Origin of the sequence: Microcoleus sp. T3_A4, assembly GCF_036700465.1 — a bacterium.
Taxonomy (GTDB): domain Bacteria; phylum Cyanobacteriota; class Cyanobacteriia; order Cyanobacteriales; family Microcoleaceae; genus Microcoleus.
On record NZ_JAUBOY010000008.1, the window covers coordinates 1 to 18,004 of the forward strand.

Sequence of the window (18,004 nt, forward strand, 5' to 3'; positions counted from 1 at the left end):
AACAGTACCTTTTCCGGCAACAGCGCTGCTAAGCAGGGCGGAGGAATGGTTGTCGCTAACAGAGATTCCTTTTCGACTAACATCGTCAATTCGACTTTTGCTAAGAATACCGCTGAATTTTCGGGAGGTATTGCTACTTTTAACGATCCTGTGAAATCGCCAATTACTGTCAAGAATTCGATTTTTGATAGGAATACTGCAAGTAACTCTTTTAAAACTAGGCAGCACACTGGACGGCAGCTAATCGATGGGGGAAACAATCTTCAATTTCCCGCTAAACTGACGACCGGAGATCCTAATGATAGTAATGTTACGGCAAGTATTACGATCGCCGATCCCTTACTCGGCCCGTTGGAAAATATTAACGGCGCTTTCGTGCTGCCACTGCTAGTAGGAAGTCCGGCAATTGATACTGGTACTGGTGCGGGCGCGCCGGCGGCAGATCAGCGCGGTGTGAGTCGCCCTCAAGATGGTGATAATAACGGAAGTGCGATCGTTGATATTGGTGCTTACGAATTTAATCCTACAGTCACGCCCACCCCAACTCCCACACCGACTCCGACGCCAACTCCCACTCCAACTCCCACTCCGACTCCCACACCGGAACCGACTCCGACTCCCACACCCGAACCGACTCCGACTCCCACACCCGAACCAACTCCCACGCCCACACCGGAACCGACACCAACTCCCACGCCAACTCCGGTATTAGATGATTGCCTACTCGATAGCCTCAACCCTCCGCAACTAGATCCGGCCACCATCACCCCCAACCCCGTCCAACAAACTATCAACGGCGGCGACACTACCGACTTCATCATGGGCGGTGTCATCAACGATTCAATTAACGGACTTACCGGCAACGATACTCTCTACGGCATGGGCGGCAATGACAACATTGACGGCGGCGCAGATAACGACTCAATCTTCGGTAATGAAGGCAGCGATTTCATCTCTGGCGACGCTGGCAACGATACCATCTACGCTGGCAAGGATAATGACACTGTTGTCGGTGGTGAGGGCGACGACTTGTTGAGGGGAGATTTAGGAAATGATACAGTTGCCGGCGGCTTTGGCAACGACAGCATTTTCGGCGGCAAAGATGACGATATCTTGCTGGGTGAAGATGGTGACGACTACATTTTAGGCAACTTAGGAAATGACACAATTAATGCCGGAAATGGCAACGATATTGCTTTTGGCAATGAAGGTGGAGACCTGATTTTTGGCAATTTTGGAAATGACACGCTTTACGGCGGCAAAGAAAACGACAGTCTCGATGGCGGTGAGGGCAACGACTTGCTGTTGGGCGGCAATGAAAACGATGTGATCTGTGGCGACATCGGTAACGATACCCTGTACGGGGGCAAAGGTAATGATATTCTCAGTGGTGGCAGCGGTGCAGATTTCCTTTCCGGGGATGTTGGGGACGATACATTGACGGGAGGTTCGGGAAATGATGTGTTTTTCCTCAATCAAAGTTCGGGTAGCGACATAATTAATGATTTCCGCAGGGGAGAGGATTTAATTGGGTTGAATTCTGATTTGAGTTTTAATCAACTCAGTATTACTTCCAGCAACAATCAAACTTTGATTACTGTGACGGATACCAATCAATTGTTGGCGAAGCTTAACAATATTACCCCCGGTATTCTCACCGCTAGCGATTTCATTACTCTGTAATTATTATACTAAATCCGGTTTGTCTATACCCTCGATCATTCTGCGTATCCTTCGGCGGTTAAAACCGCTACTAAACAAACGAAGTCTGAGTCCGCAGAGTGAGATAAAAGGAGTATTTAAGCCGGATTTAGTATTATATCATCTTCCAATAAAAAGTAGCCAAGTATGATAAATATCCTCTAATATTCTGATGCTATAGCCACACATACTAATCTCTTTTTCCTAATAAAGCGGACTTGATATTATTCCATTTTAATACGATCGCACAAATGTCTGTCCTCCTCCTTGACTTCAGCATTGGTTCGCAGATAATCCCCCACGCGATCGCATCCAGAGGCTAGTACCCGATCTAACTCTACACTCTGCTCTAAATTCCAGAGAATTACTGTTTTATCCTCAGAAGCAGAAGCAAGAGTTTTACCATCAGAACTAAAAGCCAAAGACCCAACTCGTGCGTTATGTCCAATTAAAGTGGTAATCTCATTGCCGTCACGTTGCCAAAGTTTAATCATACCGTCACTACCCCCTGTAGCGATCGTTTTATTGTCAGGACTAAAAGCCACACTCCAAATTCCTGAAATATGTCCCTTGAGAGTGTGTAGCAACTTACCATCACGACTCCAAAGTTTAGCCGTTTTGTCATCACTCGCCGAAACAATCACCTCACCATCAGGGCTAAAAGCTACACCAAAAACTAAACTACTGTGACCTTGAAGGGTCTTAATTAACCTACCATCAAGCCGCCAAAGCTTAACTGTCTTATCTCCACTTGTTGAAGCAATAACCTTCCCATCAGGACTAAAAGCTACCCCCCAAACCCCAGCTTTATGTCCTCTGAGGGTAGTCAATTTGGTTCCGTCTAACTGCCAAAGTTTTACTGTTCTATCCCCACTGGAAGAAGCTATAATTTGGCCGTCAGGACTAAAAACAACTCTCCTCATATCAACTCCTCCTAGGAGAGTCTTTAATAAAGTGCCATCAGCACTCCAAAGTTTAACTGATTTGTCTGCACTAGCGACAGCAATAATTTTGCTATCGGGACTGATAGCAACACCACTAAACGCAGAGTTTCGCCCCTCAAATCGCCTCAGCAACTTACCGTTTCTGTGCCAAAGGAAAACCTCGTTTCCACTTGATGAAACAACTAATCCTTGATTTTTGCTTAAAGCTACTCCCCAAACGCCAGCAGTATGTCTCCGTAGAATTGTCAGCAAGGAATTACTGAATTTCCATAGTTTAACAGTGCCATCAAAAGAAGTCGATGCGAGATATTCCCCATTGTGACTAAATGAAAGATCGCTAATTGCGCTGCCATGTGCTTTGATCGTGGTGAGTAATGTGCCGTCAATGTTCCAGAGTTTGAGTATTTGGTTATCAGAACCAGAGGCGATCGTTTCTCCATCGGGGCTAAAGGCTATTGCCTGAACTCCTGCCTCATGGGCGGCAATTGTTCTTAACAAAGTGCCGTCACGGTGCCAGAGTTTAATAGTACCGTCTCCAGTGCCCGCAGCGATCGCCTTACCATCAGGACTAAAGGTAATGGATAAAACAGGAGATTCATTTTGTGAAAGCGTTTTCAGCAAGGTGCCATCACGTCGCCAGATTTTCACAGTGCTATCTTCAGAAGCGGAGGCAATTAACTCTCCATCTGGGCTAAAAACTGCTTTCCTGACTACGCCAAGATGGCCTCTTAATGTCTTGAATAATGTGCCATTGCGCCGCCAAAGTTTCACCGTACTATCTTGGGAAGCTGAGACAATTAATTCTCCATCTTGGCTAAACTTGACGCTGTAAATTGGAGCTTTATGTCCTGTGAGAGTGTGTAAAGGTAGTGCTGCTTTATCTGTGCTACTGTTAAGCTGCCAGAGTTTAATTGTTAAGTCTCCACTCCCAGAAACGATAAGCTGACGATCGGGACTGATGGCAATTCCTAGAACGGGTGCTATATGTGCTTTGAAGGTGCGAATTAATCTGCCATCTTGATGCCAAATTTGCACCTCCCCGTCGCTTGTCCCCACAGCGATCATCTCCTCATCAGGACTAATGGCTAAGGCATTCATCCAACCACTATTGCCTGAAAAACGGTTATATTCAATTGCTCCATAAATTGCTCGACGTAGCGCCGATTCAACCATGTCATTTGTCGGGATATCTGTACCGTTTAATAGTTGTAGTTCTTTTCTGGCTTTGAGGGCTTCTATTAAGGCATCTAACCGCTTATCTAGGGCAAATAGGGCTTCGGAATACCGCGTTATGCTTTGAATTTTACCAATTTTTTCGTTGCGTTGGCTTTGAGTGGCTTGATGATATTGTGAAAAGGCGATCGCTCCCAATCCTAAAGCTAAGATTAATGCCATACTTAGTGTTACTATAAAGTGTTTTTGTCGTTGGGCGTTTTTTTTCTGCTCGAACAGTCGCGCTTCAACTTCTATTAGTCGTGCTGCTTCGAGTGCTTGTTGCACTTCGATTCGGTCTAATTCTTCACTTTGGGATAAAAACTGATAATCTAGGTCACTTAAACTTTTTCCTCGCGCCCAATTTTGAGCGTCTTGCAATGCTTGTCCCCGCAAGAGGCGGGATTTATCTTGTTGTTTTGCCGCCCACCACGCATCTAAGTTTTGCGAGTAAGGACGTAGTGATCCTAATTTTGTTTCGACCCATTCGCTGTCAAAAACTTTTTGATAAATTCGATTCTTTACTTTCAGCAAACCTTGTTTTTTTTCTACCAAGCCACTGAGTAGCAATTCTATTTGTTCTCGACTGTCATCGGTTGGCACTGGCACGCCTTGCCAAATTTTCAGGTAAATTCCCAGCCATCTACCCATGCGTTGCTCGTTTCGCAAGATGCGATCGCGAATTGTCTTTAAATGTTCAGGTTCATCTTGCGATTCCCAGTTATTGATGATGTTTTCTCTCACCACCGATTCCACAAAAAATTCCTCGGTTCCCGGTGGGATTTTTAAATCCCCGCTGTGGGATGCGCCCGCTATTCTTACCACTAATTCACATATTTTTTGAGTTAAAAATGGCTGCCCTCCAGTCCAATCTAAGATTTCTTTGAGAACTGCTTGCGGATGGGCTAGGACATTTTCTAACCCTTTCGCTAATGGTTGCGCTTCTTCTAAGCTAAATCCTGACAAATCGATCGCCACTCCGATATTAAAAGGTGTCCGATTTTTATCAGCGATTAAATCGCTGGGTGTAGCTACTCCGAAAATCGCGAAGGTAATCCGGTTGTATTCTGGATTAATTGCTCGTTGGTTGTAACAATAACGAATCAATGCGAAAAAGTCATCGACGGGAAAATCTAAACTTAAAATACTATCAATCTCATCGACAAATATAAAAATTCGCTCCTCCGGAAACCTCGCTAATAATACCTCTTCAATAAATTGACTCAATCTTTGCAGGAGAGAAACTTCTTCTTGTTCTTGCCACCAAGTTTTTAAATTAACTTTTCCTACCAGATTGAAACTGCGCCACAAATCCCCAACAATTCCTTTATACCACTGTAAAGGAGTAATGTTTTCGCTACCGATACGGGTCATGTCGATCGTGCTGCATTGAAATCCTTCGGCTTGCAGTCGATGGAAGGTGCGAACGAGAAGGGAAGATTTGCCCATTTGTCGCGAATTGAGAATGTAGCAAAACTCGCCTCGTTTTAAGGCTTGATAAAGTTCGATATCTGCTTGTCGTTCGACATAGGTAGGCGCATCAGTGGTGAGACTGCCACCAATGTGGTAAGAGTAATTTTTCATAATTGATAGTTAATTGTTTCGGATAATTTAGCGATCGCCCACTGCATCGCACAAATGTCTGTCCTCCTCTTTCACATCGGCATTTGTTCGCAAATAATCTCGCACCCAATTGCAACCAAACACCAGTGGATCTGTATTGAGAATTCGCTTCACATCCCACAAAATCGCCGTTTGGTCATGGCTGGCGGAGACAAGGAAAGTGCCGTCGGGACTAAAGGAAACTTTTGTCACCAAACCTCTATGTCCCGTGAGCGTCCTCAGCAAGATGCCATTTTTATTCCAGAGTTTCACCGTGTTATCCAGACTTGCCGTAGCGACGATTTCACCATCCGGGCTAAAGGAAACTCCCTGCACTCCCTGTGCGTGACCTTTAAGCGTTCTCCGTAGCTGTGAAGAGTGAGGAACTGAGGTGTCAATAAGAGTCGATAAGGCATCTAATTTCCAGAGTTTGGCGGTGCCATCTGTACTGGCTGAGGCGATCGTCTTGCCATCGGGACTGAAACTGACCCCCATAGTCATAGCCTGATGGGCATCAATCGCCTGCAACAAAGTGCCATCGGGCTTCCAGATCGCGAGAGTACCGCTGCTACCGACGGCGGCTAAAGCTTTTCCATCAGGGCTAAAGGCCACACTCCAGAAGGCGTTGCCATCTAGCTTCAGAGTTCGCACTAACACGCCGTCTGGCTGCCAGAGTTTCACCGTGCCGTCTGAGCTTGCGGAGGCAATAATTTTACCGTCCGGACTCCAAGTAATTCCGTAAACTACACCTTTGTGGGCGTTGATTTCTCTCAGAAATCTGCCATCCTTGTGCCAGAGTTTAACTGTTTTTTCACCCCCTGAAGCAATAAGTTTACCGTCAGGACTGAATGCCACATCCCAAAGCCCCCCTGTACCCTCCTTAAGCGTCTTCAGCAACGTGCCATCGACGCGCCAAAGTTTCACCGTGCCGTCTGTACTGGCAGTGGCGACGATTTTACCGTCAGGAGCGAAAGCAGCTCTATAAACAGCAGCGTCGTGACCTAGCAGGGGCAAGAAAAAAATGTTTTTCGGCTGCCAAAGTTTGACAGCATTTCCTATACCCAGGGAAGCAATGAAACTGCCGTCACGACTGAAAGCGATATTCCATAGCGCACTGCGATGTCCTGCAAAAGTTCTGAGATCTTTGCCGTCTTTGCTCCAAAATTTGATTGTGCGATCGCCGCTGGCTGTGGCGATAATCTCACCGTCAGGACTGAAATCTAGACTCTCAACGCCAGATGCGTGACCTTTAAGGGTTCGCAGGGGCTGTAACTCTTCGTCTGACGGGGCATGGGAGGGCCAAAGTTTAACAGTTTTATCCATGCTCGCGGAGGCAAATATCTCGCCGTCAGGACTGAACTCGACCTCCCAAATTGCAGCGCTATGTGCTTGAAACGTTCGCAGTAACTTTACTGCGTCCCAGAATGGGCCGTCTTTTTTCCACAATCGGATCGTACCCTCCGCACTTGCGCTAACGAGCATTTCCCCGTCGGGGCTAAAGCTCAGGCTCCTCACCGCATCGGTGCGATCGAGAATGGTTAATAAATTGCCGTTTTTGTCCCAGAGTTTAACGGTGTTATTCTCACCGGATGCAGCTAAAGTCTCGCCATCTGGGCTGAACGCCACACCGTTAAACTCCTTACTGTGTCCCTCAAGGGTGTGTAGGAGTTTGGGACCCGGCCAAGATGTTCCCTCTTGCTGCCAAACTTTAACTGTGCCATCTCCACTGGCGCAAGCGAGGAGTTTGCTATCGGGGCTAAAAGCCATCCTCCACACTATACCGTTGTGGGGAAGAGTCGCAATCAGGGTGCCATCTCGCTGCCAGAGTTTGACCTGGTTATCTGTACTTGCAGAGGCAATGGTCTGAGCGTCGGGACTGATTGCTAATCTATACAGTGTCGCCTGATGTCCTGATAAGCGGTTGAACTCGGAAGCTCCATAAACTGCCTGCTCTAGTAATAATTGCACGCGCTTTTCTAGTTCGGGATTTGCTCCACCCAGTTGTTGCAGTTTGCGCTTGGCTTTGATGGCGGCGATGAGGCTGTCTAATTTTTGCTCTAAGGTGAAGAGGGCTTCGGAGGAGGTGGCGATCGCTTCTACCTCACTCAATGTAGCTCGACGATATTGCCAAAAAGCTGCTGTTCCTAAACCGAGGGCGATCGCTAATGCTAAAGAGAGTGCAGCAATAAACCACTTTTGCCGTCTGGCATTTTTTTCGACTTCTTTTAACCTTTCTGCTTCTAAGGTCAGTTGCATTTCTTGTTTGTCGAGTTCGGCGCTAGCTGCTAAAAATTGATAGTCTAAATCGCTCAAACTTTTTCCCTGCATCCAGATTTGAGCATCTTTTAAGGCTTGTCCCCTCAAAAGGCGCGAATCATCTGTTTGTTTGGCAGCGACCCAAACATCGAAAGATTGGGAGTAAGGACGCAGTTGTCCTAATTTTTTTTCTACCCATTCTATATTAAATACTTCTTGATATATTCGGTTTTTTACCTGCAAATAGCCTGCATTCTTTACCACTAAACCCGATAGCAATAGTTCGATTTGTTCTCGGCTGTCATCGGTTGGTACCCCCCCTAGCCGCCCCTTAGTAAGGGGGGGAGCCGAAGGCGGGGGGGTCAGAATTTGCTGGTAAATGCTGAGCAATCTTCCGGCGCGTTGTTCGTTTCTCAGGATGCGATCGCCTATCGTTTTCAGATGCTCCGGTTCGTCTTGCGATTCCCATTTGTCGATGATTTGCGATCGTACCAAACTATCCACCCAAAATGCCTCTGTTCCCGGGGGAATATTTACTAATCCGCCTGCCGTTTCTCGGCTGGCTCTATACGCCAAATAGCAAATTTTATGGGTGAGGAATGGCTGTCCTGAAGTCCAAGCTAATATTTGTTTGAGAACGGCATGAGGATTACTGACGGCACTCTCTAATCCCTTAACTAATAGTTGGGCTTCGTGCAGCTCAAAACCATGCAAATCTATAGCATGACCGATATTAAAAGGAGTTCGCTTTTTGTCGGCAATTAAATCGCTTGGCGTCGCTACTCCAAAAATTGCAAAAGTAATGCGGTTATACTCTGGATTAATCGCTCGCTGATTGTAGCAAAACCGAATTAAGGCAAAAAAATCATCGACAGCGAAATCCAAACTGAGAATGCTATCGATTTCATCGATGAATATAAATATCCGCTCGTGAGGAAAATTGACCAGCACGATATCTTCAATAAAATGACTCAATCTTTGCGAAAATGAGACCTCTTCTTCGTCGCGCCACCAAGTTTTTAAATTAACTTTTCCTAACAAATTGAAGCTGCGCCACAAATCCCCAACGATTCCTTTATACCACTGTAAGGGAGTGATATTTTCGCTACCGATGCGGGTCAGGTCGATCGTGCTGCATTGAAATCCTTCGGCTTGCAGTCGGTGCAGGGTACGGACTAAGAGAGAAGATTTACCCATTTGCCGGGAGTTAAGGACGTAACAAAATTCGCCAGCTTTTAAGGCTTCATAAAGTTCGGAATCTGCTTGCCTCACTACGTATGTAGGCGCATCACTCGCGAGACTGCCCCCAATTTGGTATGTTACCTGGGTCATGCCGTTTATGGGTGGGTTTAAAGGTGAGTATGTAGTAAATTTATTTAGAGGTGAGGATGTGGTGCTGGAGCTTCATTATAATATAAATAATGCCCAATTTTGGTTAATTACCCCTTTTTTTAGTCCGGGTAGGCGGACTTTGTTTGTATAGCAGCGATTTCCAATCGCCAGGAAAAGTGGAGTTTTCAAGGCGGATATTGGATTACGAAAAGAAACTGTAAAGCCGACTCTAAATAAAGTTGTACGAACCAAAATAGAGGCGGTACAACTCGCAGCTTAGCGTACAGCGGTTGTTATCGATATTAATCAGTCCCATACTAAATAATTTAGAAGCCACTATCGGCTCTAATTCCACTCCGTGTTCCGATTTTACCACTTGTTTAAGTGCAACCGCAAGTTCGGGATACTCTTGGAATGTTGCCCAAAAACTCCGCAAGTAATCCTTATAAATTCCCGCTATTGTCGGAGCTTCTTGTAGTAGCTGATCTAGCGTTACACTGTTTTGACACAGGTGGTAAAGAGCTAGCCGCACCAGATAAGGATGTCCCCCCACCATTGCCATTAGTCGATCGCCATTGGGGCCATCTGTCCAATCCAGTCCGTGACGCTGGGCTAAAGCAAGTATCTGCTCTCCTGTAAAATAGGGCAATTGCAGGGGTAAACCGACATTAAAAGGCGATTCAGTGAGCTTTAAAGGAATATAAATTTCTGTGGAGTGAAGAACAATTAACCGCAGTTTTTCCAGGGTTTTAATCCGCTTTGCTTCTTCATGCCAGCTTCGCAGCAGCGGCAAAAATTCTCGGGCAATTTTTGGATACTCAAAAATTCTATTTACTTCATTTAAAGCTAACACAAGAGGGGTACTGATTTCTGCTAATACATATTGTTGCAAATATATGGTGCAGCTTACTTTGCTACCCATGTCTTCATCCCAATAATCATCTAATAGAGGTGGTAATTCTAGGTGACGGCTGATGTTGGCACAAAACCAGCGTAAAAATTTATCGAGGTTGTCTAAAACAGCTTCCTCGGCTTGCTGAAAATCTAAACTTACTGTTCGATAGTCAAGAGAACTTGCACGATCTAAAATCCTTAGCAGAAGGGAACTTTTTCCCATCTTCCTGGGAGCTTTAATCCGCAGCACACTTCCTGGTTTGGTAATCTCTCGATAGGCGAGTTCTTCAATTAGCGGGTGATGGATATAAAATGGCGAACCGAGGGGCACGGGAGAGCCGGGAAATTCTAAAGGTGTTGCGAGGCATTCGCTGCGGGTGAATTCTTCAATTAATTCTCGTTCCTCTGTGGTCAGGGAACGTGATTCTACACAAGAGCGAAAATTTGATTTGCTAATAGATGTCTGCAAGATTTGAGAGAGAGATTGCCACAAGGATGAGGCGATGTTTCTCAGGTAATGCTCTCCGTAATGAGAGGCAGATGCAATACTTGTATAAGTCTTTCCTTCCCAAACTTGGCGGAGTATGATTTCTTGTACTGGATATAAATCTTTTTGTAATCGCACACGAGTTAGCTGTAGTACCTCATCTATCGTCATATCTGGCAATCACCATATAAATGTATCGTTGATATTATCACTTATGATTGACTGTAAAGTTCAGAGCGATCGCCGATTGGATTTCGACACGATCCTGTCGCGACATTTTTCAGGGGGTAATTGGTCAAATCGGTTAAATATGCCCGAAGACTATCACTGTCAATAATCAAGAATTCCCTCGCGGGGTGGGGGCGGGTGTATTTGACCTGTCTGCACTTTTCAAGGGTACAAGAGTGAACGCACCTCTACAGGTTTTTGAGAATGGTTCTCTTCGTTAATTTAAATCCGTGACATCCGTTAAATCTGGTAATTACCCCGTTGCCTGACTGGTCACTCAGTGCTATAACCCAATTTTAATGGGCGCTGGCGCTCTTACTGGAAAAGAATCTGCGCTCAGTTTTTCTTGATCGTTGCCCAAAATGTCATGCCGGTGTCACAGTTGATAGTGAAAGCAGAATTACAAATGTGACAGTTGACCTTGCTAAAGCTTAGTCGATTGATGTTAATTTAATTACAAGTAGTTTCATATCGCTGCATTTACTCATCACAAGTGTTAAGTCCAAAAGCCTAATTTTTATTTTGGGGTCAGCAGTTTTTTAAATTTTCCTGTAACCACCTCTCAAAAAGATTAGCAAATAACCGAGTTAATTTGATGCAAATGGTTCATGAAATGTTTTCAAATTATTTTATTCCTCACGGTCATTGCTACTTGTGGAAGCCTGGATTAGTGGGGCTACACGTTTTGTCCGATGGCTTGATAGCCGTCGCTTATTTTTTGATACCGATCACGCTGATTTATATTGTCAAAAAGCGGCAGGACGTGCCTTTTGACTGGGTTTTCATGCTGTTTGGCTCTTTTATTATCTGCTGCGGGATTACCCATATTATGGAAATATGGACGCTGTGGCATCCTAATTATTGGTTCTCTGGTTTTCTTAAAGGGATTACCGCGCTGATTTCGCTATCTACAGCAGCGGTGCTGGTGGAACTAATCCCAAAAATCTTGGCTATCCCCAGTCCCGATCAATTGGCGGCGGCAAATGTAGCTTTACAAAATGAGATTGGCGATCGCAAACAAGCTCAAGAAGCACTCTCGGAATTAATGCTAGAATTGGAAAAACGGGTGATGGAGAGGACGATCGCTTTAGAAGTGGCTAATGAACTTTTGCAACAGGAAAATCGCGATCGCTCTTTGGCTGAAAATTCATTGCGGCACTCGGAAGCTAAACTGCGAGAACAAACTCAACAGTTAGAGAACGCTCTGCAACAACTTAAAGGCGCTCAAACTCAACTCGTGCAAACAGAAAAAATGTCGTCTTTGGGGCAAATGGTAGCTGGGGTTGCCCACGAAATAAATAACCCTGTTAACTTCATTTATGGCAATCTGATTCCGGCTGAGGAATACATTAAAGAGCTTTTGGAATTGATTAAGGCTTATCAAGTTTATTACCCCACTCCTGCACCGGAAATTGTAGACAAGATTAACAGAATTGATCTAGGTTTTATTTTAGAAGACCTGCAAAAAATTTTTCGTTCGATCAAAATTGGAGCAGAGCGAATTAGGGAAATTGTTAAATCTTTACGCACTTTCTCCCGCTTAGACGAAGCCGACATGAAAAAGGTAAATATCCATGAAGGAATCGATAGCACTTTAATGATTTTGCAGCACCGCTTGAAAGAACAACCAAACCGTCCGCCGATTCAAGTGATTAAAGAGTATGGAGATTTGCCACTATTGGAATGCTACGCGGGACAGCTTAATCAAGTATTTATGAACATTGTTTCTAATGCTATTGATGCTTTAGAACAGAGTGTAGCGCAGGGTGATTTCCCCAACGGCTATTGGGAAAATAATTTTTATGACAACTTACAAAACACCTATTGCCCACTCCTAAAAATTCGCATCCGCACGCTTTTAGTTGATGGCAAGTGGGTGCAGATTCACATTGCTGATAATGGCACTGGCATAGATTATGATGCGATCGCTAAAATTTACGATCCATTTTATACAACGAAACCTATTGGTGCTGGTACCGGGCTGGGTTTGGCGATTTCTTATCAGATTATTCAAGCCCATGAAGGTTATTTGCGCTGCACTTCCGAGGTTGGGAGAGGGACTGAGTTTATCATTGAAATTCCTTTGCGATCGCAATTGGGCGATCGCCACCTACTGCAGAAGCAAGCTGTTATGAACAAGCTGGCTTGAGGCGTTAATAAATAATGCTGAATCCAGCTACAATTTTCGGTTTCGTTTGTTGTTTTGCCTAACTGAGGCATCATCAAATCCATATTATCTGCAAATAACAAGTATTATGTGGGAAGCACTCAAAAATATCTTTTCCCCAACTCAGTATATGCCTCACGGTCATTGCTATCTTTGGCAAACGCCTTTAGTGTGGCTGCACGTAACTGGGGACTTTTTAATCGCGATCGCCTACTATTCAATTCCGGCGATGCTAATTTATTTTATCTTCAAGCGGCGCGATGTTCCTTTTTTAGGAATATTTGCTCTATTTGGTGCATTTATTATTCTCTGCGGCACGGGTCACTTGCTCGACATTTGGACGTTGTGGCATTCCGCTTATTGGCTGTCGGGGATTGAAAAAGGAATTACTGCACTGGTTTCCTGCTACACCGCCGCCTCGATGGTAACACTATTGCCCCAGTTTTTGTCTTTAAAAACCCCCCAAGAATTAGAAGCCATAAATCGCAAGTTGCAGAGTGAGATTGCGGTGCGTGAAGATGCAGAATTAGCGTTGCGCCACGCTTATGATGACTTAGAAATAAAAGTTCAAGAGCGCACCACCGAGTTGAGAGAAATTAATGGTTATTTAGAAGCAGAAATAAGAGAAAGAATAGCCGCTGAATCCGCTTTACGGGAACGAGAAACTAGGTTAACAGAACAACAAAATGGTTTGCTAGAATTAGCCAAAAATTCGAGTATTTACGAGGGAAATATCGGCGAGGCGTTGAGAGAGATTACACAAATGGCAACCCGTACTCTGAATGTCGATCGGGCAAGTATTTGGTTTTATCAGGAAGATAAATCCGCACTGTGCTGTGCGGATCTTTACGAACTGACTCCCAATCAACACAGCGCGGGTGCACCACTGAAAGTTGCTGACTATCCTAGCTATTTCCAAGCTTTGAATACAGAACAGGTACTCGCAGCGGTTGATGCCAAAACCGATCCGCGCACCCGAGAATTTAGCGAATCTTATTTGACGCCTTTAAACATTTCGTCGATGCTAGATGTTCCTATTACCCATCAAGGACAAATTGCGGGTGTAATTTGTTTAGAACATCAAGGAACGACGAGGCATTGGACGCTCGACGAACAAAGCTTCGCTAGCTATGTGGCGCAGATCGCAGCTTTAGCAATGGAAGCTCGCGATCGCAAGCAAGCCGAGTTAAACTTGCGTTCTGTCACCGAACGCTTGCAATATTTGCTGGCGACTACTCCGGCGGTGATTTTTAGCTGCAAATTAGGGGGAAATTATGACGTAACATTTGTTAGCGAGAACATTGTTTCAATGATTGGTTATGAAGCGCGAGAATTTCTTGATGGTTCCCTTGATTGGCATAGCCTGATTCACCCAGAAGATCAAGAACTTGTTGCTACTTCCTTCGCTCAGATATTGGAAAAAGAAGCGATTTCCTACGAATACCGCGAACGGCACAAAGACGGTAGTTATCGCTGGATATACGATGAGGTTAAGTTGGTCAAAAATGCTGCTGGCATACCTGTGGAGTGCGTTGGTTATGGAGTAGATATTACGGCTCGCAAACAGGCGGAAGCAGCTTTGCAGCAACAAGTAAAAAGGGAGCGGCTCGTGAATTCCATTCAAGAGCGAATTCGTTCCTCTCTTAACTTAGAAGAAGTGCTGACAATGGCTGTGGAAGAAATCCGGCAGTTTTTGTCAACTGATAGAACAGTTATTTACCGCTTTAACCCAGATTGGAGTGGATTTATAGCCGTCGAGTCTGTAGCCGTGGGTACGATGCCAATTTTGGGAATTGACATTAATGACCCTTGTTTTCGAGAACGCTACGTCTCTGTTTATGAGCAGGGACACCTGCGCGCGATCGACAATATTTATACGGCAGGTATTTCAGAGTGCCACGTTAATTTACTGAGCCAGTTTGAAATTAAAGCTAACCTCGTGGTTCCCATTTTGCAAGGTAAAAAACTATGGGGGCTACTCATTGCTCATCACTGCAGCAGTCAAAGACATTGGACTTCTTCGGAGATAGAATCTCTCCAGCAAATTTCCGTGCAGCTAGCAATTGCCATCCAGCAATCCACCCTTTTTGAACAAGCAAAAACAGAAATTGCCGATCGCAAATTAGCAGAAACAGCATTACAAAAAGCTGTTGTAGCTGCTGATACAGCTAACCGCGCCAAGAGCGAATTCCTTTCTTCTATGAGCCATGAATTGCGGACTCCCCTGAATGCCATTCTCGGATTTAGTCAGGTGATGGTGCGCGATTCATCTCTCAACAATCAACACCAACAGCACCTAGAAATTATTAATCGCGCCGGTGAACACTTGCTTGCCCTAATTAATGACATTTTGGAAATGTCCAAAATAGAAGCCGGCAGAAGTCAGCTTAATGAAAGCAGTTTTAATTTAATGCGCTTGCTAAAAACCTTAGAAGAAATGTTCCGATTAAAAGCTAAATCTAAGAAATTGCAGCTAAATTTGGAAGTGGGTGACGGCGTACCACACTTTGTTACGGGAGATGAAGGTAAATTGCGGCAAATTTTGATTAATCTTGTAGGAAATGCGATCAAGTTTACAGAGAGGGGTAGCGTTACTTTGCGAGTGAAAAAGAAGGTACAAGAAAGTTTGGGGGCTGAAACCGCAGAGTTTTCGGACACACAAACAAAACTTGTCGGCGCGGGTTCTGAACATTCCGAAAGCTTAGCGGTTGAAACCACAGCTATACAAAGGAAACCCGGATGGTGCACTGGTTTTAATGAGTCCGAAAGCTTGGCACACTGTGATTGTGTAGACGCGAATCACCTTTACCCGGAATTGTTACGCCTTCAGTTTGAAATTGAAGATACTGGCCTTGGCATTGCCACAGAAGAAATGAATAAGTTATTTGAACCATTTGAGCAAACAAAAACAGGTCAAAAGTCTCAACAGGGGACTGGATTAGGTTTACCAATTAGCCGCAAATTTGTACAAATGATGGGAGGAGATATTACAGTCAGCAGTACACCTCAGTTGGGAAGTAAGTTTGCATTTGATATTCAAATCAACCATGCCACTCCCACTGAAATTAAAATTCTTAAACCGCAGAAAAAAGTAATGGGTTTAGCACCGAATCAACCAGAATACCGGATTTTGGTTGTTGACGATCGCGCCGATAACTGCCTAGTCATAGAGAGATTATTGTCACCATTAGGCATCCTCGTCCGGGAAGCTAGAGATGGTCAAGAAGCTATTGCGGTATGGGAGGATTGGCAACCGCACCTGATCTGGATGGATATGCAGATGCCTGTCATGGATGGCTATGAAGCCACCAGAAAAATTAAAGCTCATCCTCTCGGAAAACAAACTGTAATAGTTGCTCTTACTGCGAGCGCTTTTGAAGAGGAACGACAAACTATTTTAGGAGCAGGATGCGATGATTTCATGCGTAAACCCTTCGAGGCAAAGATACTATTTGCGAAAATGGAAGAACTTTTAGGAGTACGTTACATTTACGAGGAATCTGTTGATGCACCACTAGAAAATGAAAACGAAATTAGCGGAGTGACTAGCAATCAATCTGTCGAGTCACAACTCGGTCAAATGCCTCTTGAGTGGGTAGAAAAGATATCTCATGCTGCTCATGAATGTTGCGACGATAAAATTGTTAAGTTGATTGAGGAAATGCCGAGCGAGTTTGCTTTTGCTGCAGAATACTTAACTACTTTGGTGCAGGATTTCCTATTTGACGATATTATAGAGATAGCGCAGTCAGCAGTTGCAACGAGGTAAAAATAACAGTTTTCAACTAATCTCAACTTGGGAGGCTATTTTATTTAAAAAAGACCTAAGATTACGCCCCAATACCGTCTCCTAGCCATCTATTTTTAGCAAGGTAAATCGGATTTTCTACCGTTGCGTTTTTTTGAGGTAAACTTCTTAAGTCTTAATATCTTTTATCTTGACCAACTACCGTGAGCGATCGCATGGACAGCCATCATTATCCTACAATTCAAGCCAACATTTTAGTAGTTGATGATAAGCCCGATAATGTGCGGCTTTTATCTACAATCTTGACCGAACAAGGGTATCAGGTTCGTAAAGCGCTGAACGGGCAAAGGGCGATCGCTACAGTGCAAGAGTTTCCGCCCACTCTAATTTTGCTGGACGTGATGATGCCAGATATGAATGGATATGAGGTATGTGCAAAGTTGAAAGCTTCACCAAAAACCAGTTCCATTCCCGTGATTTTCTTAAGCGCCTTAGATGATGTTTTAGATAAAGTGAAAGCTTTTGATGTGGGAGCAGTTGACTATATTACTAAACCTTTTCATGGTAAAGAAGTATTGGCACGAGTGGCAAATCAGTTAACTATTCAAAGTCAACAACAGTTACTTCAAGAGCAAACGAAGCAATTCAAAGAACTTGTCGAACGTTTGCAAAACGAAATTAAAGAGCGGCAGGGGGTGGAGGTAGCTTTACGGCTTGCTCAAACAAAGTCCGATCATTTATTGCTGAATATTTTACCAGCAGCGATTGTTGAAAATTTGAAAAAGGGCGAGGGTTCTCCTGCCCAGAGGTTTGATTCAGCAACAGTTCTTTTTGCCGATATTGTCGATTTTACGTCTATTGCTGCTAGAATGTTACCTCTAGAATTGGTAAATGTATTGAACCAAATTTTTTCAAGGTTTGACCAATTAACTGAAAAACACGGTTTGGAAAAAATTAAAACAATTGGAGATGCTTATATGGTAGCGGGGGGGTTGCCGGTGCCGAGGGCAGATCATGTAGAAGCGATCGCGAATATGGCCTTGGATATGCAGGAAGCGATCGCTGATTTTCAAACTGACAGAGGCGAACCATTTCAAATTCGGATTGGCATTCATACAGGACCAGTAGTTGCTGGCGTAATTGGCACTAAAAAATTTATCTATGACTTGTGGGGAGATACTGTTAATGTGGCTTCTCGGATGGAATGTCAAGGATTACCGGGATATATTCAAGTTACTACGGCTATTTACGAACTGTTAAAAGATGGGTATTTATTGGAGGAGAGAGGTGCGATCACGATTAAAGGAAAAGGAGAGATGAGCGTCTATTGGCTAAAAGGTAAAAAAGGTAATTCAGCGGTAGAAACCGCTTCTCGTCAAACGAATTCCTCTCCTAGCGAAGTAATAGAGTACCCAAATACCCCACTTCTTTAA

7 protein-coding genes are annotated in these 18,004 nt (G+C 44.3%); 4 read left to right on the forward strand and 3 right to left on the reverse strand.

What is annotated here, in order from left to right; translation table 11 throughout:
• The coding region (locus QUA07_RS06400; RefSeq protein ID WP_333323484.1) for a calcium-binding protein at nt 1-1,683 on the forward strand (1,683 nt) is incomplete at its 5' end.
• A 242-nt stretch (nt 1,684-1,925) separates the two neighbouring features.
• Here the strand turns inward: QUA07_RS06400 and QUA07_RS06405 are convergent.
• The 3 genes from QUA07_RS06405 to QUA07_RS06415 all read right to left on the reverse strand — a co-directional run bounded on the left by QUA07_RS06405 (nt 1,926) and on the right by QUA07_RS06415 (nt 10,599).
• Nucleotides 1,926-5,441: a WD40 domain-containing protein gene (locus QUA07_RS06405; RefSeq protein WP_333323486.1), complete on the reverse strand. Its 3,516-nt coding sequence runs from the start codon at nt 5,439-5,441 to the stop codon at nt 1,926-1,928.
• 27 nt (nt 5,442-5,468) lie between these two features.
• The gene (locus QUA07_RS06410) at nt 5,469-9,047 is read right to left on the reverse strand and encodes an AAA-like domain-containing protein (RefSeq protein WP_333323488.1); all 3,579 of its coding nucleotides are present in this window, start codon (nt 9,045-9,047) and stop codon (nt 5,469-5,471) included.
• A 229-nt stretch (nt 9,048-9,276) separates the two neighbouring features.
• Nucleotides 9,277-10,599: an AAA-like domain-containing protein gene (locus QUA07_RS06415; RefSeq protein WP_333323490.1), complete on the reverse strand. Its 1,323-nt coding sequence runs from the start codon at nt 10,597-10,599 to the stop codon at nt 9,277-9,279.
• Nucleotides 10,600-11,251: 652 nt separating this feature from the next.
• Here QUA07_RS06415 and QUA07_RS06420 point away from each other — a divergent pair.
• The 3 genes from QUA07_RS06420 to QUA07_RS06430 all read left to right on the forward strand — a co-directional run bounded on the left by QUA07_RS06420 (nt 11,252) and on the right by QUA07_RS06430 (nt 18,004).
• Complete coding sequence (locus QUA07_RS06420) at nt 11,252-12,805, forward strand: ATP-binding protein (protein ID WP_333323492.1); 1,554 nt, start codon at nt 11,252-11,254, stop codon at nt 12,803-12,805.
• 106 nt (nt 12,806-12,911) lie between these two features.
• Nucleotides 12,912-16,592, forward strand: a complete 3,681-nt coding sequence (locus QUA07_RS06425; RefSeq protein WP_333323494.1) for a GAF domain-containing protein — start codon at nt 12,912-12,914, stop codon at nt 16,590-16,592.
• A gap of 194 nt (nt 16,593-16,786) precedes the next feature.
• Nucleotides 16,787-18,004 carry an adenylate/guanylate cyclase domain-containing protein gene (locus tag QUA07_RS06430; RefSeq protein ID WP_333323646.1) on the forward strand — a complete coding sequence of 406 codons (1,218 nt, stop codon included), beginning with the start codon at nt 16,787-16,789 and terminating at the stop codon, nt 18,002-18,004.